We start from the raw sequence: 25,269 nt of genomic DNA, 5'->3' as shown, positions 1-25,269 counted from the left end.
TATGTCTGTCCGAGCCCATCGTTTTTCCTTCGCCGTTGTGAACTTATTCTTGCGATCGTTGCTATTTTCAGCGGGCATGTTGATCTCGGTCGGGATCGTCGGCCTTGCCATCGTATTGAGCTTTTTTCTTCCCTTCCTCTATCGCTATCGGATATCGCAGCTTTGGGCGCGCTTTAATATTTGGTGGCTGCGCGTGACGTGTGGGATCGCTTATCGTTTGAGCGGTACCGAACATATTCCCAACCGCCCGGTCGTCGTGATGGCCAAGCATCAGTCGACGTGGGAGACGATTTTTTTTCATCAATACCTGCCTCCCCTCGCATGGGTTTTGAAGCGCGAGCTGCTGTGGTTGCCGTTTTTCGGTTGGGCGCTGGCGTTGCTGCGCCCGATTGCGATTAACCGCGAGTCGGGCACCTCAGCGGTCAAACAGGTCATCCGGCAGGGCGTAAAGCATCTGCGGCAAGGGCAGTGGGTTCTGATCTTCCCCGAAGGGACCCGCACCTCACCCGGCGTCCGTAAGCGTTACGGGGTGGGAGGCGCGGTGCTCGCCACTCACAGTCAATATCCAGTGCTGCCGGTGGCGCTGAACGCCGGGGAATTTTGGCCCCGACGGGGATTTCTCAAGTATCCTGGAACGGTTCAGGTGGTCTTTGGTCCTTTGATTGAGAGTGCCGGCCATTCGGCTCAGGAGCTGAATCAGAAGGTAGAAGACTGGATCGAAGGCACCATGACGCAAATCAGTAATGTGCCGGTCGTTGTGCCATCGGGCACTAGTGGATAAATCCTAACAAGAGGAATTTCGTCCCATGGCGTTCGCCAACAGCCAACATACCGTCAAGCGCTTCGATGCGGAAATCCAGCAAATCGTCAATTTGGTGTTGGAGATGGGTCAGACGGTGGAACGGCAGGTCAGCCGCGCATGTGAGGTTTTTCGAACGGTCGACGCCGAGGCGGCGCGAGAAGTGATCGCCGGCGATCATGCGGTAAACCGCTGGGACATGGAAATCGATCGAAGCTGCGTGCGCTTGCTCAGCCGCCGGCAACCGATGAGCACTGATCTGCGCTTGGTGATGTCATTGAACAAGGCGGTCAACGACCTGGAGCGAATCGGTGATGAGGCTAAAACCATCGCCGAAAGAACGCTGAGCATTCATGAGCGCGGCGTTCGACTGCCTGGCGGCCTGCCTGAAGAAGTGGATCAATTGGCCGCAATAGCGAGCCAGCGGATCAAGCTGGCGCTCGATTGCTTGGTTCGACTGGACGTAGAGCAATCCTGGACGCTGGTTCGCACCGATAAAGCGGATGATGTATTTCAGGCTATCCTACGCGCGCTGAGCGCCAGCGTTCTCGATGGCGAACTGGCGGTGGCGACGATCATCGACATGGCGATCGCGCTGAAGGCCCTGAAGCGGGTCGCCGAACGGGCGCAAAATCTGGCCGAGTATGTGATCTATATCATCGAAGGGCAGGACGTTCGCCACAATATTGGCTGAAGAACCGCGCCGGAGCGGATGAGCCGCCCACGGCCAGACGCTTTACAGCGACAGCCCGCGAAGGTATTGGCCGAACTGCTGTTGAAGCTTATCCAAAGCAGCGCGTTTTTCCTGGGTGTTGGCATTTAGAGCTTCAAGGGCGTTTTCCTGAGCGTCGAGCTTTTTGAGATAACGCTTGGCGAGATCGCTGTTGGCCGGTGCGCGGCTGAGATTTTCCCGCAAGCGCTCCTGGTCCTTGAACAGCGCCTGCCGCTGTTCTTCCACTTGCTCGATGTCCCGCTTTAGGGCGTCGATTTGACCGCGCCACTCTCCCAGCTTGACAAACACCTGTTTCAGAGCGTCATCAAGCTCGCTAGCAGCCGCGTAAGCCAGCAGTTGTTCGGCGTTGAGATCGGTCAGCGCTATCGCTTCTTCCAGGTTGTATTGCAAGACGACCTGCGTCTGAGTTTCAGCATTCTTCTTCAGCACTTGTGGGACACGGTAAGCATCGGGCGTCAGTTGCACCGTCTTCGGATCGGGAGCGACCAGTTTCCAATCCTCTTGCTGAGGCTGTTCGATCCAGAGCAAGCGGTCGTCGGCATGGAGGCTCTTGATCCGGTAAGTGGTTGTGGCCTTTTCCAGCGTCGTTGAATGGAACACGCCATCGCTGAGCTTGCCTTGGCTGACAGTGCTGGTTTGGTCCTCGGTTTTATTGACGTTGATCTTGGTGTCGAGCGCGAAGCTGACCAGCCGTTGGTCGCCGACGGGCAGCGCGGATAAGCGGCCGTCGCCCAGATAATTCATTTGCTCGTAGATGGTGATGACGCCCGGCGGCAAGCTGGTTGGGGTGTCGTTGGTCAACTGGACTGAGGCCAGCGGATAATTTGCTTGAGTGGAAGGTTGAAACAGACTGACCCGCAACGTAGGGATGTTGCGGTCGGCGATGGGCAGCAAGACGGCATAACCGTTCTTGACGCTGACCGGGGTCGGCAGGGTAAACAGGACTTGCTCGACGCCTTCCGTACCGGTGGCGGTTTCTTGGTGAACCGCATCGCTCGCGCTCTCCTGGACGCCGCCATACATCTGCTTGCTGAATGATCGACGTAACTGATTTTCGGACGCGCCGAGGCGCCCCTCTGAATCCTGCGACGCCTGTGGAGACATGGCCGGAGCGGGAGGAGCGGCTTGCAAAGGCTTCGCCAGCTCCATTGCCACCGTGCCGGTATCCAGCCGTGGCAACACCCGTCCCAGCACTTCGACCGGCACTTCCGGGCGTTTGACGAAATACGCTTGATAAAGCGCTTGACGGAAAGTGACGGGATTGCCGGAGGCCAGCGTCAGTTCCACCCCTTCCCAATCCTGCCCGCTCATGTTTTCCAGCAGCGCCCAACCCTGTAGGCGACTTTGTACTGGGGTATTGGGCTGTAGGCTAGCGTCCAGATTCAGTCGATAGCTGGTTTTCCACAGCGGCGCTTCCACCACGTAACCGGCCCGCACAGTGCGCTTGCCAGCGCTTTTGACTTGCACGCGCAGGGTACGGCTGTTTTGCGCGCGGTGTTCGCTGACTGCGGTGAGCGCTTTTTGCATTTGCTCCTGCAAGACAGGGTCGGTAAAACGCAAGGCCTCGATGTCTTCCAAAACCGCTTGCCGCAAACCCTGCGGAGTCATGACGGTGATGCGGTGGCGGGTGGTGCTGCCGAGCTTGTCAGGCAAGAGTACGGTGTCCGCCGTCACCTTGAGCAAACGTCCTTGCAATGCGCTGCCTCCTTTGATTTCCACCTCCGCGCCCTGCAAGGTATTCAACAAGTCGACCGGTGAAGCCAAGGCGGCGGCATTGAACGGCAGGTCGCGGAAAATCTGATCGAGCGATTCTTTGCCGGGCAAAGTAATCGTATTGACGGCGCCGAGATCGTCGTAGACGATCAGGCTTTTCAAAATATCGTCCATCTGGTTTAAAGGAGCTTCCAGCGTCAATTCGGTTGCGCCCTCGACTTGCGCTTCGTATTCGAAATAACCCACGCCGCCGCTGGACAACAACACCCGCTTTAAGGTCAGGGGTGCGGCGGATAAAGACGTAGCCATAAGCCCTCCTAGAGCGATGATGAGCGAACAGCGTGCGAGCCGAGCCAAGCGCATTTTACTTTTCATGAATTTCCCGTGATAGGTTGCTGTTGTAACTCGCGGTCCAGTTCCGCCAGCCGTTGCGGCGTGCCGATATCGCGCCACGCGCCGGTAAAGTGCTCGCCACTGACCTGATTGATGGCCATGGCCCGGCGCAGCAGCGGTCCCAATGGAAAACGTCCCGGTCTACAACCGGCAAATAATTCGGGCCGCAAGACACTGATGCCGCTGAAGGTCAGCCGTGCCGTACCCGACTCCCTTACTCTGCCGCTGTCGTCCTCCAGCGAAAAATCCCCTTTGGCGTGGTGGGGCGGATTGTCCACCAGCACCAGATGCGCCAGTCCAGCCAGTTTGGCGGACAAGCGCGCAAACGGATAGCTTGTCCACACATCGCCGTTGACCACTAAAAACGGTCCCGGTCCGAGCAAGGGCAGCGCTTGAAAAATACCGCCGCCGGTTTCCAGAGCGTCAGGCGGTTCCGGTGAATAGGCGATCCGAACGCCCCACCGGTGACCATCGCCCAAAGCGGCCGGCAATTGTTCGCCGAGGTGGCCGGTATTGACGACGATCTCGCGAAAGCCCGCCGCTCGCAACGCTTCCAGATGGTGAAAGATCAACGGTTTGCCGGCGACTGGCAACAGCGGTTTGGGGCTGTGATCGGTGAGCGGGCGCATCCGTTCGCCGCGTCCGGCGGCCAGGATCATCGCCTTCACGCCGCCGGTTCCCAGCGGTCGATATGCTGGCTCAGCAGAAGATCGCGCAAACCCTTCAGGCCCGCATAGCGATCCGCAACCGCTGCCACATAGCCCAGAGTGCGAGGAATGTCTTGCAGATAGCCGGGCTTGCCGTCGCGCAAATTCAGCCGGGCGAAAATGCCGGTGGCTTTGAGATGGCGCTGTACGCCCATCAGATCGAACCAGCGCAGAAATTGTTCCGCATCGTCCAGACCGGTCATGCCAAGCGCCCGCAACCGCGCCCGATGCTGCAAGGCCCAGGCTTCGACCCGCTCGCGCGGCCAAGCGATATAACAATCGCGCAGCAAGGACACCAGATCGTAAGTTACCGCCCCCACCACCGCGTCTTGAAAATCCAGCACGCCCGGATTGTTCGGCTCGGTCACCATCAGATTGCGGGAGTGATAGTCCCGATGCACCCAAACGCGCGGCTGTTCCAGCGCGTTGTCAGCCAGCAGAGCAAAAGCCTGATCCAAGGTAAGATGCTCGTCCTCACTGAGGTTCAGGCCAACCTGACGGCCTAGGAACCAATCCCGAAACAGCTCCATTTCTCGGTGGAGCAGCGCCGAATCGTAGGGCGGCAGCAGGGATGAACCAGGATCGCCCCCGACCTGCAACCGCGCCAGCGCCTCCAGCGCATCGCCGTACAAGCCGGACACGCTATGCTCGCTCAGTTCCGCCAGATACTGGCGGTCGCCGAGATCGGTCAGCAGCAGCAAGCCCCGCTCGAAGTCGGCGGCCAGCACCTCGGGCGCATTCAAGCCCAGCCCACGCAGCGCCTGGGCGATGGCGACGAACGGCCGGCAATCCTCCTTATCCGGCGGCGCGTCCATGACGATGCGGGTTTGGCCGTCGTACCAAACGCGGAAATAACGGCGAAAACTGGCGTCGCTGGAAGCCGGAGCGATGCGGGCCGGAGCCGTTGGCAGTACGGTGCTCAGCCAGTCCAGCAGGAGAATCTGTCGGTCGTTCACGCAAACAAGCTCCATTCGGGTGTGATTGCAGCAGGCATCAATCTATGCGATGTTAAGAACTTTCAGCAACGTGTTAAACCGTGTTCCGTGATCCCTTTACGTTTACCCATTTTAGCGGCGTGCACGGCGTTGGCGCTTTGGCCGGTCTGCGATACCCAGGCCAAACCCCCGCCGCCCTCTTCCAGCGACTGGATTCAGTGCGACGCCGATGAGCTGATGCGGGAAATCGTTCCGCTCGATCCGAAGGCGCCGCCCGCGACCGCATCGCCGATCCAAGTCGAGGCCGGTCAGGTGGAATCCTCACCCACGCAATCCTTGCTGGAGGGCGATGTCAAGCTGAGCCGGGGCGCGCAGCGCTTGCGAGCCGAGCGTATGACCCTGGACCGCGCGACCGGCCGGGCGCGAATCGAAAGCCCGTTCACCTATGGCGATAACCGACAAGCCATCCGTGGCAAACAGGCCGAAGTCGATTTGAACGCCGAAACCGGTTGGTTCAAGGACGTTGACTATTATCTGCCGGAACGCAGCGCGCAGGGTTCCGCTGAAGAGATTCGTCTGGATCGGAACAAGCGTCAGAGCCAGCTGGGAGACGCCAGCTATTCCACCTGCAAGCGCGGCCATGAAGCCTGGGCGCTTCGCGCGCACAAGCTCGACCTGGACAGCGCGTCCGGTCGCGGCACGGCCCGCGATCTCGTCTTCGCGCTCTGGGGCGTACCGGTACTGTATCTGCCCTACTTGTCCTTTCCCCTCAACGACGAACGGCAATCCGGTTTCCTGTTTCCGCGCGTGGGCAGCACCAGCGCCACCGGTTTCGATCTGGCGGTTCCCTATTATTGGAACATCGCGCCGAATCAGGACATGACCATCACCCCGCGCGTTATGACCAAGCGCGGAGCCCTGCTGGGCGCGGAATATCGCTTTCTCAGCCCCAAGAACCAGGGCCAGATCAGGCTGGAGTACATGCCCACCGACCGCCATTACGACGGAGATCGCGGCTCGTTCAACATTACCGACCGCGCCGCGCCGGCACCAAATCTGTATACCGATCTGCGCTATGAATACGTGTCCGATGACGCCTACCTCCGAGACTTGAGCAACAATCTGGATTTCCTGACCGCCAATTATCTGGAGCGGCATCTGGAAGCGCGCTATTACGGCGACTGGTGGCAAGCGCTGGCGCGGGTGCAAGGCTATCAGATTCTGAACCCGACCCTCTTCGCGCAAACCGGCAAGCCCTATCAACGCTTGCCGCAGCTGTTGTTCGCCGGGGATTGGCCGGCCGGCACGAGCGGTTTGCACTATCAGCTGCACGGCGAACTGGTGAATTTCCAGCAGACCGATGTCGTGACCGGCGCGCGGCTGGATTTGTGGCCGAGCGTGGGTTGGGCGTTCGAACGGCCGGGTTGGTACGTCAAACCGCAAGCCGGGTTTCGCTATACGGGCTATCAGCTTGAGGACAACGCGCCGGGTGCCAATGATGCGCCCTCGCGGTCCGCCCCGGCCGCCAGCCTGGACAGCGGGCTGATTTTCGAAAAGCCGTTGCAAGCCGACTGGCTGGGTATCGGCGCTGGAACGCAGACCTTGGAACCACGCCTGTTCTATCTCTACGTACCCTATCGCAATCAAGACGATATCCCGATTTTCGACAGCAGCTTGATGGATCGTGATTACGATTGGCTGTTTCGCCGCAACCGCTTCACCGGCGCGGACCGGCTGGGTGACGCCAACCAACTGACCGCCGCATTGACGACCCGCCTCATCGACGGCGCCAGCGGCCGCGAGCGGCTACGCGCCAGCATCGGCCAGATTCAGTATTTCGCGGACCGCCGGGTGACCTTGAATCCGGCCGGGCCGCCTGAGACCTTCGATAATTCGGGGCTGATCGCCCAAGGGCAACTGAACCTGTCATCCCGCTGGTCGCTGCAAGGCGGCATCCAAATGGAACCCGATAACAGCGAGGTGCTGCGAACCGGTTTCGATGTGCGCTATTACGCCAATGCCCGACAGTTGCTCAACATCTCCTACTTGTTGGACCGCGATCAGCCCGGCCTCGATTTGGGCGATCAAGTCCACTCGGCGGACGTATCGGTGTTGTGGCCGCTGACTGCGCAATGGCGGTTCCTGGGGCGTTGGAATCACGCGCTGAATACCAGCCGCAATCTGGAAACCTTGGCCGGCTTGGAATATGAGGATTGCTGTTGGGCGGTGCGCGCCGTGGCGCGCCAGTATCGAAACAACGCCTCTGAAGTCGATTCGCAGACCGCCTTTTACATGGAATTGGAATTGAAAGGCTTGTCCCGCTTGGGCACCGGTTTGGAGGCGTTGCTGCAAAACTCGATTCTCGGCTATCAAACGTTCCGTTATTAGCATTCACTTCCCGAACTTCAAATGAAAAAGCTGCTTTTTTTCGTGATGCTTTGCGTGGTGGCGTCCACCACTCCCAGTACTGGATCGGCGCAACTGGTGTTCGGTCCCGGACAAGAGGCGCCGGGCAGCGCGCTGGACGCCATCGTGGCGGTGGTCAACGACGATGTGATTACCCGCCGGGAACTGGATGCCGGTATTCCGACCATCGAACGCCAGTTGCGGCAACGAAAAGTCCCGATCCCGCCGCGTCCGGTGCTGGAACGGCAAGCCTTGGAACGGATGATAGTGGCGCAATTGCAGGTGCGCGCGGCCGAGCGCAACGGCATCACCGTCGATGACGCGACGCTGAACGCGGCCATCGAAACGCTGGCTCGCAATAACAACATGAGTCTGGCTCAAATGCGGCAGACCGTCGAAAAGGACGGAATCAGCTACGGCAAATTTCGCGATGACGTGCGCCGGGAAATCATGGGCGTGCGCTTGCGGCAGAAACTGGTGGACAGCCAGCTTCAGGTTTCCGAACAGGACGTGGAAAGCCTGCAACGCCAGCTGGCCGGGCAAGGCGGGTTCGGCGCCGCTGCGGGAGAGACGGGCGGCGCTGGCGGCGCACGCCAGTACCATATCGCCCACATTTTGATCGCGCTGCCGGAAGGCTCCTCGTCGCAACAGGTCGAAGCGGCCCGGCGGCGGGCCGCCGGCGTGCTGGCCCAGTTGCGCAAAGGAGTGGATTTCCAGCAACTGGCGGTGAGTGAGTCCGCCGGCCGGCAGGCGCTGGAGGGTGGCGATCTCGGCTGGCGGAGCGCCGAGCAACTCCCGACGCTGTTTGCTAGTGTGGTTCCCAAGTTGCGACCCGGTCAGCTCAGCGAACCGATTCGTAGCCCCAGCGGTTTTCACATCGTCAAATTGCTGGAAGCCAGAGGCGGCGGCGAATCGTCCGCGCCCGCCGGGCCCGCGCCCGCGCCCGCCCGGCAAGGGCTGGTGACGGAAACCCACGCCCGCCACATCTTGCTCCAGAACTCCTCACAATTGTCCGACGATGAAGCGCGCCAACGGCTGGACCAGTTGCGGCAGCGCCTTCAAGGTGGCGAGGATTTCGCGGCGCTGGCTAAAGCCAATTCCGATGATGTGACCTCCGGCTCGCGCGGCGGCGACTTGGGTTGGGTGGCTCCGGGGATGATGGTTCCCCAGTTCGAGCAAGCGATGGCCGCCTTGCAGCCCAATCAAATCAGCGCCCCCTTCAAGACGCAATTCGGCTGGCATATCGTTCAAGTGCTCGAACGCCGCCAAGGTCGGGCTTCACCCGAAGTGGAGCGGGTTCGCGTCCGTGAGGCGTTGCTCCGGCGTCGCTCCGACGAAGAATGGGAGCTGTTGTTGCGTCGGTTGCGCAATGAAGCGTATGTGGAAATACGCTTGGAACCAACCGCCGCCGTACCGACCGGGCAAGAGCCGGCGTCGGCCGGGCGCTAAGCTCGGCGCTGAATTCGGCGTGAACCCGCGGGAACGGTCGCATCAGCCTCGCAAGCGCTTCGGCCAGCACTTCCTGCGCGATTCCAGCGTCATCGCCAGAATCGTGGCGGCAATTCAGCCAAAAGCGGGCGACCGACTGATTGAAATCGGTCCAGGACTGGGAGCGCTGACTCGACCGTTGCTGGAAGCGGCCGGCGAACTGGATGTGGTGGAGCTGGATCGCGATTTGTTGGAACCGTTGCGGGCGCGCTGCGCTGGGGCGGGGGTATTGCGCATCCATCAGGCCGATGCGCTGGAATTCGATTTCTCCGCGTTGCGCGGGGTTGGCCCTCGCCTGCGGCTGGCGGGCAACCTGCCCTACAACATTTCCACGCCGCTGCTGTTTCATCTGCTGGAACAGGCCGACCAAGTGCATGATCTACACTTCATGCTGCAACAGGAAGTGGTGGAACGGATGGCGGCAAAGCCGGGAGAGGGCGCTTACGGTCGCTTGTCGGTCATGCTGCAATACCGTTGTCGGGTGGATGCGTTATTCGAAGTCGAGCCGGAGGCATTCCGACCTCCGCCTAAAGTGCGGTCGGCGGTGGTGCGCTTGGTTCCACGTGAAACATTTTCGGTCGCGGTTCGCGACGGGCGCGGCTTTGCGGAGGTGGTGCGGCGGGCGTTCTCTCAACGCCGCAAGACCTTGCGCAACGCCCTGAGCGGCCTGCTGGATGCTGGCCGGATCGAGGCGGCGGGCATCGATCCGGGCGCTCGCGCCGAAACGCTCGATCTGGCGGCGTTTGCGGCGCTCGCCGATGCGGTCACTGACCCTTTGGAGTCGAAGCCATGAAAGCCAAATCCCCTTCAACCAGCGGCGGCGGTCTGGATCAGGTCGTGGCCGCCGCCCGGCGCAACCGCGACCAACGCGAACGCGATTATCGCGAACAAGCCTTGAAACTTTATCCGTGGATTTGCGGGCGGTGCGCGCGCGAATTCAATCGCCTGAACTTGCACGAGCTGACGGTCCACCATCGCGACCACAACCACGACAACAATCCGCCCGACGGCAGCAACTGGGAACTGTTGTGCTTGTATTGCCACGATAACGAACACCAACGTTATGAGGAAGCTCGCGCGGGGGCCGGGACCGACGGTGCGGCCAGCAGACAGGGCGCGGCGACTCATAGCCCCTTCGCGAATCTGAAAGCGCTGCTGGACGCCGGCAAGGAAGGTCGCGCCAAGTAGCCACCGCTCGGGCGGCGGCGCCGGCTGGTCAGATCGGGTAGCCTCCTCCATCAGCCGCTATTTTCCAGTGCCCAACTCGCTTGATCGCGGTTAAGATAGATCCCTCCATTGGCAGCCTTGCGGGGGCTTTCCATGACGTTTGTCGTTACCGAAAACTGCATCAAGTGCAAGTACACCGATTGCGTGGAAGTGTGTCCGGTGGACTGCTTTCACGAAGGGCCGAACTTTTTGGTCATCGATCCCGATGAATGTATCGACTGTACCTTGTGCGAACCGGAATGCCCGGCGCACGCCATTTTCTCCGAAGACGATCTGCCGGCCGATCAGGAACGATTTCTGGCGTTGAACGTCGAGCTGGCCAGGAAATGGCCGGTCATCACCACCAAGAAGGACGCGCCGCCCGACGCTGCCGAGTGGGACGGCAAGCCCGACAAATTGCCTTATCTCGAACGCTGATGGCGGTGGTTACAGCTGGCCCTTGAAACTTCGGTTCGCGTCCCTAATTCTCTGCCATGATTTGACTTTGCCGATGCCCTCCGGCGCGGCTTTTGCGGAAATCCAACAATGAGCGAATCGCCTTACGTCATTGAAGTCAACCAACATAACTTCGCCCAAGTGGTTGAAAGTTCCCAGCATGTGCCGGTGCTGGTGGATTTTTGGGCCGACTGGTGCCAGCCCTGTCAAGTGCTTTCGCCCTTGTTGACCAAGCTGGCGCAGGAATACCGGGGCGGGGTGATCGTCGCCAAGGTCAACGCCGACGCCGAGCAGGGGCTGGCGGCGCATTTTCGGGTTCGCAGCCTGCCCACGGTCATGGTGATCTGGCAAGGGCAGATCGTGGATCAGCTAGTGGGCGTGCAACCCGAATCCGCTTATCGCGAAATCATCGATCGGCTTGCGGGAGGCCAGCCACCCCAGCAAGCCGGCGATTTGATCGAGGAGCAAATTGAGGCGCTCTGGCAGCACGGTCGCCAGCAACAGGCCATCAAACTGTTGCGCGAGGCCATCAACCAAGAGCCGGACCACGGGCGCTTGAAAACGCTGCTGGCCGATAAGTTGTTGCAACTGGACCAGGCGGAAGAAGCGCGAACGCTGTTGCAAAGTTTGCCGGCTGAGGACCGCGAGCGGCAACCGGCCAGCGGATTGCTGGCGCGCCTGCAATTTGCCGATCTGGCGCAAGCTGCTCCCGATCTTGCCAAACTGGAGGCGCAAGTCAACGCCAAACCGGATGACTGGACCGCGCGCCGCCAATTGGCCGCGCGTTATGTCTTGGCCGGCAAGTACGAGGCGGCACTGGAACAGTTTATGGATATCTTGCGCCGCAATCCCCAATTCGAGGACGGCGCTGGCCGCCAGGGCTTGATTGCGATGTTCGAAATGCTCGGCAACGAAGACCCGCTGGTGACGACCTACCGGCGGCGGATGTTTTCGTTGCTGCATTGAGGATTTCAGCCTCGCCCACTATTTCGAGCGCCGATGATGGCCCCCGACCGGCAGGCGCTCGCCCGGCTACGGAGCTTGGCGCGGCACGCTCGCGCCGAGGGCCATTTCGTGCAAGCCGCCCGGCTGGAGCAGCAAGCCGTCGAACTGGCGAGCGCGTTGGGCTTGATCGGCGAACGGACCCGCGCTTTGTTGTGGCAGGGCTACAGCCTGCGCCAGGCGGGCCAGGACGATCTGGCGCTCGCGGTTTTGTTGTCGGCCGCCAACGAGCGCGCCGCGGCCGCCGATCCCGCCGATGTGTTCGCCGCCCTGACCGCGGTTATCCATGTCAGCCTCGACCGTAAATCTCCCACCTTCTGTCGCGCCTTGCTCGATCAGGGACGACGTTATCTCGCCGACCTTCGCCAGCCTTGGACCGCATTGCTGGATTATCTGGACGGTGAGCTAGCCTACCGTCAAGCCGATTTCGCTGCCGCCTGGGACTGGCATTCCCGCGCCTGGGCCGATTGGCGCGACCAGCATCCCCGCTTGACCGCCGCCACCCATCTGTGGTCGCTGTGCCGCGTCGCTTTCCGCCGTCGTGATGCGGCGGCACTGGAACGGTTGACAACGCAACTGAACGCGCTCGATATGACCCAAGCGCTAGAGCGGCAACTGGCGCAGCGGGCGCGCTTGCTGCTATGGCGGGCGCGGCGGGCCTCGGAGACGGTTGGGGGTACGGCCGCCGAGGTCGCGCCGGTGGAAGCGGCGTTAGCCTTGTTGGCGGACTCTGAAACTGACGCCTGTCGAGATACGGGCGCGCGTGAGGAGGCGCTGCGGGTGCTGGCGCTGGTGGGCTGTTGGGCGGAAATCGATGCAGCCTTACTCCCGCAGCCGCTCACGGATCATTCTGGTTCCGAACGGTTGCGAGCCAGCCTGCTTTCAAACCGCGCGCGGTCGGCGCGAGGATTAGCGGCCATAGACGATGAATTTTAAATAACTAAAAAGATACATACAATAGCTAAATTACAATTAATAAATGTCGTGTAAGCGACATTAAATCTATTATTAACCATGAAACGTTCAAAAATGCGAACTTCTTGTGTTCTATACTCTGTAATGTTGTTTAAGTAGCGCCTATTTTTAATGACAAGAGTTTATATTTCGTTTTGCTCGTATCCAGGTCCGACCATTTGTTGCTTATTTGGATGATGAGGGGTTGGCCAGAGTAGCCACCCAAACAGGATGTCGCGCTGCGTGGGAGTTCGGCGGTGGGACAATAACTTAATAAAAGTCAGAGAGAATATTTATGGCGTCCGAAGCTAAGGCATTCCGCTGGCTAGGTTGGCTCATCATACTGCTGGTCGCGGGATTGTTAGGGGGACGGCCAGCGTGGGCGACCGCAACGCCGGCGGCGCTGGTGCCCGGAAGCACTCACAACGAATTCATCGGCGAAGGCTTTACGCTCCCTAGCCCATCCGCCGACCCTCCCGCCAGCGATTCGGTGTGTTTCGACAACGCCGGCGATACCACCGGCTATCAACCCGCCTTTGAATTGGTGACGCCCGCCGGGGTGACCTTCAATTCCGCGACGTATCTGGGAAGCGCCATCAGCGTATCCGCCCCGCAAACTTGTTCGAGCGCCAGCGGTTGCACCTTTAAAAATCCCGACACCAATACCGACGTAACGCTCGCCGACGGGGAAACCTTGCGCATCTTGCGCTTTCCGCTCGGTTCCTTCACCGCCGCGCAGCCCGCGCAGTGCCTGGATTTGAGCTTCGCGCTCGGCAATGCGCCCAACATACAGTTGGGCGTATCTAAGACGCTGAAAGTCAAGCCTTTCTTCGATTTGGGCGGGGACGCTTTAGATAACCCGTCAACCGATCCCCCCATTTTCGGAACGTTGCAAACCATCTCGATCAACCCCACCGTCATCAAGCACACCAAAAATATCATTGCCCCTGAGGACGAAACCGCCACCGGGCCCGACTATCCGCGCACCGTGGAATTGACCGTTGACGTGGCCGCTGGGGAAACCGTCAATCCCGTCACCATCACCGATGTCTTGCCCAATCAATTTCAGTTCCTTGCGGTGACCAATGCGGCGGGGTGCACGCCGACCTCCACCCCGCCCACCAGTTCGCCGGGCGGCAACTTAAGCTTGGATTGCGGTCCGATTACCGGCGCGGCGGGCGTCGACAAGACCATCACGTTCACCTTCTATATTCCACAGGTGGATGCGGGGGGAATGCCGGTGCTGAACGCCACGACTCCCGCCCCCGTACCGATCACTAATAACTCCAGCGCCGCTGGAACTTATTCAGGCAGTCCGCTCCCGCCGGTTTCCGCTTCTGACACCATCACGGCCAAGGCCGTGGCGCTGCAAAAGAACGGTGTGATCGTGACGCCTACGGGACCCGCCGGTCTGTCGCCCGGCGACACCGTGGAATACACCCTGAACGGGCAGGTGTCGGATTATTTTACGGTTGAGGAGCTAACCGTCACGGACACCTTGGGCGACGGGCAAACCTATGATGCGGGGTTCACGCCAACCGTTGAGTTGCACTCCAATGGCACGACGGTGGGAGTCAGCGCTCTCAACCCAACTGAATTCACGGTGGGTGCCAAGGTTGCCGGGGAAACCACGGTTACCTTCGACCTGTCCGAGGCCATCATCCGCTTGATCGCCGGCAGCAACGGGCAACTGCTGGGAGTGATCGGCACCGACACTTCTTTTGTCATCAAGCTGCGCTCGACCATAGACAACGCCTATTCTGGTCCGGTTAACGGCACATCGACCTTGAGCGCCGGCGACATCGTTACCAACCGCAGCGCGGTGACCTTTAACGTTCCAGGCCGCTCCCCGGTGACCGAAGACACCTCGTCCGATTTAGCGGTCGCCACACCGGAACTCGCCAAAGCCAAGTACGCGCTCAACGGCAGCACCAGCCTGCCGAATCCCTTCCAGGTCGCGGCCGGCGATACCGTGACCTATCGATTGACCACCACCTTGCCGGTCTCGTCGGTCGAGAATTTCAGCCTGACCGACTACCTGCCGATCCCTTTGTACAGCGTTTCAAGCATGTCGGGCGCGGGCGCGTGCGCGGGCGGAGCCACGCCGACGCCGCCGGCGGACACTGCATGGTGTTACACCAGCGACGATACCATCAGCAGCACGGCTCCCACCGTTTCGACCGACAGCGGGTTAAACCGCATCACTTGGACTTACGGCAACCGCGAGCTGCCGAGCACGGGCGGCAAGATCGACATTCTTTACACCGTCCGCGCCACCGCTCAGCCGATGGCCGACCGTTTGAACCTCGCCAATCTGGCGATTCAATCCTATCGCGACAGTTTGAGCGGGACCGATCAAACGGCGGCGACCACCGCCCAAGTCGTCACCAAACAGCCGCAACTAGAGATCAAAAAGGAAATTACCGCTGTTTCGCACGGCTCGGTCAGCGCGACGCCCCCAGCGGGCTTCGACGCTCAGGCCACGGGTCTGGACGCGGGCGACACCATCACCTATCGGGTGCGGGTCACCAACACCGGCAGCGCCCCCGCTTACGGCATCCGCTTGAATGATGATGCTGGCACGCTCGGCGCCTTCGGCAGTCCTAATACCTGCACGGCTCCAGCCGTGACGTTGAGCGGGGGTACAGCCCTCGGCACTACCGGTACCCTAACGACCGGCTTGACGATGACCTCCCCGCTGTCCGGCAACGGCGACGGCGCGGTTCAAACCAACGAAGAAATTTGGGTCAGCTACACTTGCACCTTGGCCGCCAACGCCACGCCGCGCGCCGCCGACATCGATAACACGGCCGTCTTGCAAAATTACAGCAACGTCGACGTCGGAAACCCACAAGGGCTTACTCCGGTCAATTTCGCCACCAACACCGCACTGTTGACCCGTAAAGCCAAGCTTGTCACCCAAAGCACACCGACCATTACCAAAGCCATTACCGCATCATCCCTGCCCGGCTCCACGCCCGACAACAACATCAACAACGGCGAAACACTGACCTTCTTGATTACCGTCACCCTGACGGAAGGCGTATACGAAAGCTTCACGCTCGGTGACAGCGCTGGCCCAATCCCCGCCATCACCTGCGGCTCCAACGGCTTTACCTGCACGAATGCCACGGTCGTCGGGAGTCAGGTCACGGTTCCGGCCACGACCGGATCGGCGACAGGAACGATTACCTATACCTACTCGCAAGCCAAGACCGCCAGCGGCACCAACAGCGCCACGGTATCCGCGACTAACATGACCTCGCCGACGCCGGCCACCGCGACCTGGACGGTCGACAATCCCGACCCGGACCTCACCAAGACGCTGTCGCCCGCCGGCAGCGTCAACGCCGGGGACACGGTACAAATCCGGCTGGGCTGGCCCAATACCGATCCCAATAACCCGATGTTCCGGTGCGTGGTCACGGATGTTCTCGATCCCAACGTCTTCGATCTGGCCACGGTGACGGCGGTGACCACGCCGGTCGGTTACGCCTTCAACTACGTCAGCGGAACGGGAACGGTCACCTACACCGCCACCGATCCTGCCACGGTTTGTCCGACGGTGGCGGCGGGCGGCGCGGTGTTCAGCGCCAGAATCAGAACCAATGTTGTCACCGGCAATTACACCAACAACGCGTCGATCGCGACGTTCACCCTGCCGACCAGCGGCGGCGTGCAAGTCGACGACACCGCCAGCGCGCCCGTGCCCATCGGCGCGCCCACCGTCAATCAGAAAATCGTGAAAGCGACCTCGTTGGCGGATACAACCGGTCAAGCCGTGGCCATCGGCGAAACCGTTACCTACCAGCTCGATTTCCAGATGGCGGAAGGCGTCACCAACGGCGTCCAGTTGATCGACCAGTTGATCAACAGCACCACGGCGGCGCGCTTGGCGTACGTGCCTGGAACGGCGACGCTATCGCGCAGCAGCACCGATTTGACCGCCGCCAACAATCCCGACGGCATCAACAGCGCCGCTCCTAACGTCGCCATTCCGGTAAATCCCACCATCAGCGGCAACACGTTTTCCATCAATTTGGGCAACGTCACCAACGGCAATGCGACTTCGGGCACCGCCGAAACTTATAGGCTCATCCTGCAATTCCGCGTGACCAACGTCACCAGCAACACCGCCGGCAGCCTCCTGCAAAATCGCGCCCAGATTCGCTATAGCGATCAGAACAACAATACCCAGCTCGTCACCGGCCCCGGCGCTAACGTGCGCGTCGTCCTGCCGCAAGTGGCGATCAACAAGACGGTCACGCCGGTCGCGGCCGCGGGCGGCGACGTCGTGACTTACACCCTGACGGTGCGCAACAGCGCCACCGGCAGCAACGCCGCCACCGCTTACGATTACACGTTCAGCGATACGTTGCCGGCGGACATCACCCCGGTCGCCGGATCGGCCAGAGCCAATCCCGGCGCGACCGGCGCGACGGTCGGCGGCCTGGGATTCAGCGGTCAGGTCTTGTCCGGCACCATCGACAAACTCGATCCGGGCGAAGCGATCACGGTCACTTACCGGGCGCAGTTGCCCGCCTCGATCCCGTTCGGCAAGTTGCTGGTCAATTCCGCCAGCGCCGCCGCCACCACCTTGCCGGGCGCCGACGCCAACGAGCGCACCGGTTCGGGCAGCGGTCCGAACAATCTGTTCGCCGGAACCAGCGCCACGGTGACTTCGAACGCGGTCACCATGACCAAGGCGATCAAAAACGCCAAACCCTTCTACGCCATCGGCGAGGAGGTCGAATACGAATTGCGGCTGGCGCTACCGGTCGGGTCGGCGAGCGGGATGAGGGTGGAAGACACCCTGCCGACGGGCTTGAGTTATGTCGCCGGTAGCGCGGCCGTCAGCCTCGTGGGCGGCGTGACCGCTCCAGTCGCCGGCCCGATTGCGCCGACCGCCACCGCGCCCCTGACCTTCAATCTGGGCACCGCCACCGCCAGTCCGGCGGGCGAAGTCGTCATCGCTTATCGGGCGAAGGTGGATAACCTCAGCGCCAATCAGAATGGAACCTCGCTCACCAACAGCGCCCGCGTCAGTTACAACAACCCCAATCCGGGCGGCCCGACGCCGATTGTTTACACCGCGCCCAATCCGCCCACCGCGCGCGTCGGCGAGCCGAATCTGGAAATGACCAAGACCATCTTGTCCGGCGCGGCCAACGCGCAGGCGGGGTCCACGGTCCGCTGGCAATTCACGGTCAGCAACGTCGGCGCGACCGCCGCCCGGCGCGTGGCCATTAACGATGTGTTGCCGGCCAACGTAACCGTCAGCAATCCGGCCAATGTCGCAATCAGCGCGGTCGGTGGCGTGACGAAGGAAAGCGGCGGTCCGGTGGCGGAAGGCGACATCACGGCGGCTCCCGGCGCTACTGCTGTCTCGGTCGCCGATGTGGTCCTCGAACCGAATGCGGTCTTGACCATCGCCTATGATACCGTGATCGGCGTCGGCGCCACGGCGGGCCAGACCTTGAACAATGTGGTCACCGCCAATTACAACAGTCTGCCGGTCGGAAGCACCGGCGGGCGCGACGGCAGCAACGGCGGCGACGACGATAGCAACGCCGCGTTGAACAACTATCAGGAATCGGCCAGTCAAGCCCTGCAAATCGCCTCGACGGTCACCATCGACAAACAGGTGACGCCGGTGACGGCGGCGGTCGGTGAAATCATCACCTACCAACTGCGGATCGATTTCATTCAAGGCACCACCAACAGCGTGGTGGTGACCGACCAACTGCCCGACGGACTGGCGTATGTCGGCCACGCGGTCAGCGTCGGCCACATCGGCATGGCGTTGAGCAACCCCAGCCACAACACCAACGTCGGGTCCGGCCAGACCGTCCGCTTCGATCTGGGTAGCGTGCTCAACGAACCCAACGGCAGCGACAAGGACGACTTTGTTCTGGTCGAAATCTTCGCCCGCGTGCGCAATATCGTCGCCAATCAAAACGGCGGCTCCATTCTCAACGGCGAAGCCGCCGGATCGCCGGTGTCGGTCAGTTACAACGACGGCGCACCCCGGACCGTCGAGTTCGATCACGACCAAGCGACACCCGGCAATCAAGGCATCCCGTTCACGGTGATCGAACCGGTCTTGGGCGTGACCAAGGCCGCCAGTCCGGCCGCTCAGTCGCTCGGCGATGTGGTGACTTACACCTTGAATGTAAGCCATCAGCCCACCAGCACGGCGGACGCCTACGATGTGGTATTGACCGACACCCTGCCCGCCGGCTTGACCTACATCGCGGATTCCGTGAACCCGCCGCCGGCCTTCGTCTCGTTCGACGCCGGCACGCGCGTGCTGCGGCTCGGTTATGCCACTCTGCCGCTGGCCGAGGGCAGCCGGGCGGTCAGCTATCAGGCCCGCATCGAAACATCGGCCACGGTCGGCACGCCGCTCAACAACGCGGTCGCGATGACCTGGGCCAGCCAGCCTAACGCGGCCGGCACCCCGGACGACGGCCGCACTGGAGCCGACGGAGCCGGCGGCGCGCTCAACGATTACGCGACCACCACCAGCGCGCCGGTCACCCCGACCGCGAGTTCAGCCATCGATGCGGTCAAGACCGTCGCCGATCTCAACGGCGGTGTGGCGCTGCCTGACGACGTGTTGGAATATACGGTCGTTTTGACCAACACCGGCAGCACGCCGGCCACCAACGTCGTTTACATCGACCCGATTCCGGCCAATACAACCTACATTGACGGTTCGTTGTCGCTGAACGCCGCTCCAGCCGCCAATGCGGGCACGGCGACGCAATTGCAGCTCGCGGTCGGCAGCCTGCAACCTGGAGCCAGCGCCACCATCAAGTTCCAGGTCCGCATCAATGCCGGCGTGGCCAACGGCGTGGTGATCCGCAATCAAGGCTCCGTGGACTCGGATCAGACCGTACCCGAACCGACCGACAGCGATGGCGACGACAACAACGGCGACCAGCCGACCGACATTCCAGTCGGCGGTCAACCGCCGTTAACCGGGGCGCTCTATGCCGAGAAGACCCTCGCCTGGACCGACACCAACAATTCGGGCTCGGTCAATGCCGGCGACACCTTGCGCTATACCGTCACCCTGCGCAACCGGGGCGCGGCGACGCTCACCGGCTTGAGCTTCAGCGACACCATTCCAACCGGGCTGACCTATGTCGCTTCCTCCGCTTCCACCACCAGCGGAACGCCAGCGGTGACCGGACAAGCCGTCAGTTGGACCGGCATCGCCGACCTCGCCCCTGGCGCAAGCCAGACGCTGAACTTCAACGTAACGATCGGCGCGATCGCCGGCGCGAGTCAAACCTTCACCAACCAAGGTAGCGCCACCTCCACCCAAACCGGTGCTGTCCTCACCGACAGCAACGGCGACCCCGGCGACGGCAGCCAGCCGACCTCGATCACAGCGACCGGCACAGGCCCCGCCACGCCGGCGTTGAACGTACAAAAACGCTGGTCGCTGGCGGTGGATGCAAGCGCCATCGGCGTGGTCGATCCCGGCGATATGGTGCAATACACCCTCACCGTCACCAACACCGGCGCGCAAGCCGCCAGCAACGTGCGGCTGACCGACGCGCCGCTGCCGGCTCAGTTCACCTTCGTGCCGGGCAGCCTCACCACCAGCCTCGGCGCGGTGGTGACCGAGACGCCTATCGACGTCAACGTCGGCACTTTGAACCCCGGCCAGACCGCCACCATCAGCTTCCGGATGACGGTCAACGCGGGAACCAACGGCCAGATCGCCAGCAATCAGGCGAACGCGACGGCGGCCGGCGGCATTTCGGCCAACAGCGACGACAACGGCAATCCCGGCGACGGCCTCAATCCGACGCTGACCCCCATCGGTCCGGTCGCCACCTTCGCCGGCCTGAGCAAATCGCTGGTCGCTACTTCAAACGGTGGAGATACCAGTACAGCGGTTCAAATCGGCGAAATTCTGACCTATCAAATTCAGTTCAACGTTCCGGCCGGCACGACCGGCGAGGTGACGATGGTCGACACCTTGCCGGCGGGTCTGAGTTATGTGGTCGGTACGGCGCGGCTGGCGCGGCAGTTCGGCACGGGATTGACGGCTTCGCAGAATCCGGGCGGCGTCAACGCCGCCGCCAGCGGCGCTTTCGTGCCGTTGACCGACGGCGCTGAAGCCGTGGCGGCCGGTCAGACCGTCAGCGTGTTCCTCGGCAACGTCATCAACTCCGGCGGTAGTTCAAGCTACCTTCTCGAACTGCAAGCGCGGGTCGATAACATCGCCGGCAACCAAGCGGGTGCGGCGCTCACCGATCAAGCGGATCTCAGCTATCGGAACGCCGCCGGCCAACTGGGCAATCTGACTCCGGCGACGCAAACCGCCACGGTGGCGGAGCCGAACGTCCAAATCGCCAAGACCGCCTCGGTCAACGCCGTGCTGCCCAATACAGCCAGCACGATCCGCTTCACCGTGACGTTGACCAACCCCGCCGGCGCGAACGTCAGCGCGGCGCACGACATCAGCATCAGCGATATCTTGCCGGCGGCCTTTGCTTCCGCGACGCTGGTGAGCGCCACGCCGAGCAACGGCGTGACCGGCGAGACCTGCGCCTTTACCGGCACGACTCTCAATTGCGGCGCGACGCTGTTCCCGCCCGACGGTCAGTTGGTCGTCGTTTACGACGCCACCACCACCGCCGCGCTGGCGGAAGGCGCTAGCGTGACCAACAACAGCGGCGCGCAATGGACCAGCTTGCCGGAAGCGAATCCGGGCGAGCGCACCGGCGCGGGCGGCGTCAACGATTACACCGCCGCCAGCAACGTTCTGATTCGGGTCGGGACGCCAAATCTGGACAAGACCATCGTCAACCCGCAAACCCGCTACGCCGTCGGCGACGAGGTGAGCTACCGCGTGGTGCTGTCCTTCCCCGGCAGCTTTAACAGCGCTTCGTTCCAGGATGTGTTGAGCGCGGGCTTAAGCTACGTGCCCGGCAGCCTGACCGTGGAGTACGGCACGGGTCTGACCGCATCCACGCCGCCCGCCGACTTCACGCGGACCGACAACGCGCCGGCGGCCGGTCAGGAAACGTTGGCGCTCGCCTTCGGCACGCTGACCAACGCCAGCGGCGACACGCGCACCGTCACCCTGAACTATCGGGCGCGGGTCGATAATCTGCTGAGCAATCAAGACGGCCAGACGCTGCCGAACACGGCCACGCTGGGTTACGCCAAACCGCTGACCGGCGAACCGGCCAGCATCAGCGACGCCGAGAGCGTCACCGTCGGCGAACCGCGTCTGGCGGTGACCCACGCCATCACCAGCCCCACCGCCAATTTGGAAGCTGGCGATACGGTCAACTACGAGGTCACCGTCACCAATACCGGCGATACGACCGCCTTCGAAACCTCGCTGCGCGAATTGTTGCCGCCGGGACTCGGCAACGTCCAGGGCATCAGCGTGGTGCTGGTCAACACCAGCGGCGGCAGCGAAACGCCGACCATCACCGTGCTGCCCGACGGCTGGCAAAGCAGTCCGTTCGATCTCAAGCCGGGCGACAGCGTGAAAATTGTGTTCACCGCCACGCTGCAAAATACCGTGCAGCCGGGCCAGAGCTTGCAAGCGAGCGTGGACGCAACCTACAGCAGCCGCGACGGCGACGATCCGAACCAACGGACCGGCACGGCGGCGGGCCCCGACCAAAACGATGATGCCGCGCTCGACAACTACCACGTCGCGGTGCGGTCGGATACGTTCACGGTCGGCGATCCGGTGTCCTTGAACAAGGCGTTCCAACCGGAGGCGGCCAAGACGAGCTACGGCATCGGCGAAACGGTCGGCTACCGGTTGCGGCTGTCGGTGGGCGAAGGTACGGTTCGAGCGGTCACCGTGACCGATACCCTGCCGGCGGGATTGACCTTCCTCGACGCCGCCATCGGCGCGGGCAACACCGGCATCACCTTCAGCGGCGGCGCGCCGGTCCAGAGCGGTCAAACGCTGACCTTCAACTTGGGCGATCTGGTCAATCCGGCCAACGGCAACGCCGCGGACGACTTCATCACCCTCGATATCCGCGCGCGGCTGGACAATCTGCCCGAACATCAGGATGGCGTCGTGCTCGGCAACAACGCGCAATTGCGCTTCACCGACGGCGCGGGCGTCCCTCAAACGCGGGACTTCGACGCCGATGCCAGCACGCCGGGCCTCCAGCCGCTCAATCTCACCGTGGTGGAGCCGAACCTCGCGCTCGCCAAGACCGTCGCGCCCGCCGAACAGAGCCTCGGAGACGTGGTGACGTTCACCTTGAACGTCGATCACACGGCGGCCAGCACGGCGGATGCCTTCGATCTGACCGTGACCGACGTGCTGCCGGAGGGTTTGAGCTACGTCGCCGGTTCGGCTTCGCCAGCGCCGGCCAGCGTCTCGCCCGACGGCCGGACGCTGACCTGGACGCTCGCTAGCCTGACCCGCGCGACCCATCAGGCGGCGATCAGCTACCAAGCGCGGATCGCGGCGGGCGCGGTGGTCGGCGTCGGCCTGACCAATACCGCGTCGTTGCTTTACGCCTCCAGCCCCGGCGCGACCGGTGCGACCGACAGCGGGCGCACCGGCGGCGGCGGGATTAACGACTACACCGGCGCGGGGACCGCCACGGTCCGACCGACGGCAAACGCCGTGATCGTACCGAGCAAGACGGTCAGCTTGGCGGTCGACGCCAACGGCAACGGCGCGGCCGATCCGGGCGACGCCTTGCAGTATTCCATCGTCCTGACCAATACCAGCGCAAGCCCGGTCAACAATGTGACCCTCAGCGATTCGATTCCGGCCAATACCGAGTATGTCGCCGGCAGCAGCAGTCCGCCGGGAACGTTCGGCAACGACACCTTGACCGTGAACGTCGGCACGCTCAACCCCAGCGCGTCCGCCGTCGTCACCTTCCAGGTTCGGGTCAACGCCGGGACGGCCGCCGGCACGCTGATCCGCAATCAAGCCATCGTGGATTCCGACCAAACGGTGCCCACGCCGAGCAATCAAACTGAAACGCCGGTCGTCGTCAGCCGCCCGCCGTCGTTGGTGGCCTACAAGACCGTCGCGGTTCAAACCGACACCGCGCCGGTCGGCGTGGTCGGATTCGGCGACACCTTGCGCTACACCCTGGTGTTGCGCAACGGCGGCTCCGCGCCGCTGGCTGGCTTGACGGTCAACGATCCGATCCCCGCCGGCTTGACGTACGTCGGCGGCAGCGCCAATCCGCCCGCGACCTTGGCTGGCTCGACCTTGACCTGGACCAACTTGAGCGTGCCCGCCAACGGCGAGCTGCGCTTGAGTTTCGATGCCAAGATCGCCGCGTTCACCAGCGCGGAACGGGTCTTTAACAACGAAGGCGCGGTGTCTTCACCGGAAATCGGCACGGTTCCCACCGACGCCAACCTCGATCCGGGCGACGGCGCGCAGCCCACCACCATTACGGCGGTGTCGGGCGCGACCGGCCGGCCCAAGCTGGAGCTTCGGAAGCGTTGGACGCTTCAGGATACGGCGGGCGACGGTTCGGTGAATCCGGGCGATACCCTGCTGTATGAGGTGCTGGTGGCCAACACCGGCTCCACCGCCGCCAGCGACGTGCGGATCGTCGATGACCCGCTGCCGGCGCAAGTGACGCTGGTCGCCAACAGCGTGACGACCAGCCGAGGCACCGTGGCCGGCACCAATCCGATCGCCGTCAACGTCGGCGCGCTCAATCCGGGCGAAACGATCCTGATCGGCTTCCGCGTCACCGTCAACCCCGGAACGGCCGGACAAATCGCCAGCAATCAGGCGACGGCCGCGGCGGCCAATCTCACCGGTTCGGTCTCCGACCTCACCCAAACGCCGATCGAGGGCGCGCCCGGTTTGTTTGACCCGCCGTCAGGCCGCAAGACGGTGAACGCCAGCGGTTTCCCGGTCCTTGAATGGCGGATGGTCTGGATCAACAACGGCAATCAGGCCGCGCTGGGGGTTCGGGTCACGGACGTTATTCCGGTTGGAACCGTCTACGAACCCAACAGCCTGCGCTGCGAGCCGAGCGGTGGCTCGACGGTGACGTTGTGCGCCTACGACCCCGCGCAAAACCGAGTGGTGTACGAGGGCAAGATCGCCGCCGATCCGGGAGCCGTGGACGAAAACGCGGCCCAGAACGAAGTGGTGATCGTCTTTAGCAGTCGATTCCAAGCCGGCACCACCAACGCCAGCAACACGGGAACCGCCAACTGGGACGCCAACGGCGACGGCAGCGTGGACAATGATGTGGCCGCCGGACAGCAGCCGATCAAGACCAACAGCGGCAAGGCCACCACTTGGGATATCGCGGAGATTCCGACGCTGTCGCAAGCGGCGATGCTAGCGCTGCTGGGCTTGCTGCTGCTGATGGGCTGGCGCTACCGCCAGCGCATGAGCTGATCGCGCGAGGTGAACGCCCGATCGAGGCTATAGAGCGTGACTGAGCGATAAGGGCGTCCCCAGCGGACGCCCTTATTGTTATC

13 protein-coding genes are annotated in these 25,269 nt (G+C 62.3%); 10 read left to right on the top strand and 3 right to left on the bottom strand.

The genetic code is table 11. From position 1 onward, the window contains the following. Position 1: 1 nt before the first annotated feature. Positions 2-781: a 1-acyl-sn-glycerol-3-phosphate acyltransferase gene (locus IPK09_12835; GenBank protein MBK7984500.1), complete on the top strand. Its 780-nt coding sequence runs from the start codon at positions 2-4 to the stop codon at positions 779-781. Between the two features lie 25 nt (positions 782-806). Then, complete coding sequence (phoU, locus tag IPK09_12830; GenBank protein ID MBK7984499.1) at positions 807-1,493, top strand: phosphate signaling complex protein PhoU; 687 nt, start codon at positions 807-809, stop codon at positions 1,491-1,493. Positions 1,494-1,535: 42 nt separating this feature from the next. Here phoU and IPK09_12825 read toward each other — a convergent pair whose 3' ends face one another. The 3 genes from IPK09_12825 to IPK09_12815 all read right to left on the bottom strand — a co-directional run bounded on the left by IPK09_12825 (position 1,536) and on the right by IPK09_12815 (position 5,316). Next, positions 1,536-3,554, bottom strand: coding sequence for a hypothetical protein (locus IPK09_12825; protein MBK7984498.1), 2,019 nt, complete (start codon positions 3,552-3,554; stop codon positions 1,536-1,538). A 62-nt stretch (positions 3,555-3,616) separates the two neighbouring features. Next, positions 3,617-4,306 carry a nucleotidyltransferase family protein gene (locus tag IPK09_12820; protein ID MBK7984497.1) on the bottom strand — a complete coding sequence of 230 codons (690 nt, stop codon included), beginning with the start codon at positions 4,304-4,306 and terminating at the stop codon, positions 3,617-3,619. Further along, a complete protein-coding gene (locus IPK09_12815; GenBank protein ID MBK7984496.1) occupies positions 4,303-5,316 on the bottom strand; it encodes a phosphotransferase in 1,014 nt (337 codons plus the stop codon). Before IPK09_12815 ends, IPK09_12820 begins: the two co-directional genes overlap by 4 nt. A gap of 114 nt (positions 5,317-5,430) precedes the next feature. Between IPK09_12815 and lptD the strand changes: the two genes are divergently transcribed. The 8 genes from lptD to IPK09_12775 all read left to right on the top strand — a co-directional run bounded on the left by lptD (position 5,431) and on the right by IPK09_12775 (position 25,186). Continuing rightward, complete coding sequence (gene lptD / locus IPK09_12810) at positions 5,431-7,668, top strand: LPS assembly protein LptD (GenBank protein ID MBK7984495.1); 2,238 nt, start codon at positions 5,431-5,433, stop codon at positions 7,666-7,668. A gap of 45 nt (positions 7,669-7,713) precedes the next feature. After that, positions 7,714-9,135: a peptidylprolyl isomerase gene (locus IPK09_12805; GenBank protein ID MBK7984494.1), complete on the top strand. Its 1,422-nt coding sequence runs from the start codon at positions 7,714-7,716 to the stop codon at positions 9,133-9,135. After that, positions 9,065-9,967: a 16S rRNA (adenine(1518)-N(6)/adenine(1519)-N(6))-dimethyltransferase RsmA gene (gene rsmA / locus IPK09_12800; GenBank protein ID MBK7984493.1), complete on the top strand. Its 903-nt coding sequence runs from the start codon at positions 9,065-9,067 to the stop codon at positions 9,965-9,967. The genes IPK09_12805 and rsmA overlap by 71 nt, the downstream gene beginning before the upstream one ends. Beyond that, entirely contained in the window at positions 9,964-10,362 is a 399-nt protein-coding gene (locus IPK09_12795) for an HNH nuclease family protein (GenBank protein ID MBK7984492.1), read from the top strand. Before rsmA ends, IPK09_12795 begins: the two co-directional genes overlap by 4 nt. Positions 10,363-10,494: 132 nt before the next feature. Further along, positions 10,495-10,818: a ferredoxin family protein gene (locus IPK09_12790; GenBank protein ID MBK7984491.1), complete on the top strand. Its 324-nt coding sequence runs from the start codon at positions 10,495-10,497 to the stop codon at positions 10,816-10,818. A 108-nt stretch (positions 10,819-10,926) separates the two neighbouring features. Next, positions 10,927-11,802: a thioredoxin gene (trxA, locus tag IPK09_12785; protein ID MBK7984490.1), complete on the top strand. Its 876-nt coding sequence runs from the start codon at positions 10,927-10,929 to the stop codon at positions 11,800-11,802. A 33-nt stretch (positions 11,803-11,835) separates the two neighbouring features. Beyond that, complete coding sequence (locus IPK09_12780; protein MBK7984489.1) at positions 11,836-12,774, top strand: hypothetical protein; 939 nt, start codon at positions 11,836-11,838, stop codon at positions 12,772-12,774. A gap of 313 nt (positions 12,775-13,087) precedes the next feature. After that, positions 13,088-25,186: a DUF11 domain-containing protein gene (locus tag IPK09_12775; protein ID MBK7984488.1), complete on the top strand. Its 12,099-nt coding sequence runs from the start codon at positions 13,088-13,090 to the stop codon at positions 25,184-25,186. The last annotated feature ends 83 nt before the right edge of the window (positions 25,187-25,269 follow it).

It is taken from the genome of Candidatus Competibacteraceae bacterium (assembly GCA_016713505.1).
GTDB lineage: Bacteria > Pseudomonadota > Gammaproteobacteria > Competibacterales > Competibacteraceae > Competibacter_A.
This window is presented reverse-complemented; position numbering and strand designations above follow the sequence as displayed.

What these genes read in the sequence shown, in the direction of transcription:
- IPK09_12780 (MBK7984489.1), top strand. Translation starts at nt 11,836, where the DNA reads ATGATGGCCCCCGACCGGCAGGCGCTCGCCCGGCTACGGAGCTTGGCG.
- phoU (MBK7984499.1), top strand. Translation starts at nt 807, where the DNA reads ATGGCGTTCGCCAACAGCCAACATACCGTCAAGCGCTTCGATGCGGAA.
- IPK09_12775 (MBK7984488.1), top strand. Translation starts at nt 13,088, where the DNA reads ATGGCGTCCGAAGCTAAGGCATTCCGCTGGCTAGGTTGGCTCATCATA.
- rsmA (MBK7984493.1), top strand. Translation starts at nt 9,065, where the DNA reads ATGTGGAAATACGCTTGGAACCAACCGCCGCCGTACCGACCGGGCAAG.
- IPK09_12795 (MBK7984492.1), top strand. Translation starts at nt 9,964, where the DNA reads ATGAAAGCCAAATCCCCTTCAACCAGCGGCGGCGGTCTGGATCAGGTC.
- IPK09_12815 (MBK7984496.1), bottom strand. Translation starts at nt 5,316, where the DNA reads ATGGAGCTTGTTTGCGTGAACGACCGACAGATTCTCCTGCTGGACTGG.
- IPK09_12805 (MBK7984494.1), top strand. Translation starts at nt 7,714, where the DNA reads ATGCTTTGCGTGGTGGCGTCCACCACTCCCAGTACTGGATCGGCGCAA.
- trxA (MBK7984490.1), top strand. Translation starts at nt 10,927, where the DNA reads ATGAGCGAATCGCCTTACGTCATTGAAGTCAACCAACATAACTTCGCC.
- IPK09_12825 (MBK7984498.1), bottom strand. Translation starts at nt 3,554, where the DNA reads ATGGCTACGTCTTTATCCGCCGCACCCCTGACCTTAAAGCGGGTGTTG.
- IPK09_12835 (MBK7984500.1), top strand. Translation starts at nt 2, where the DNA reads ATGTCTGTCCGAGCCCATCGTTTTTCCTTCGCCGTTGTGAACTTATTC.
- IPK09_12790 (MBK7984491.1), top strand. Translation starts at nt 10,495, where the DNA reads ATGACGTTTGTCGTTACCGAAAACTGCATCAAGTGCAAGTACACCGAT.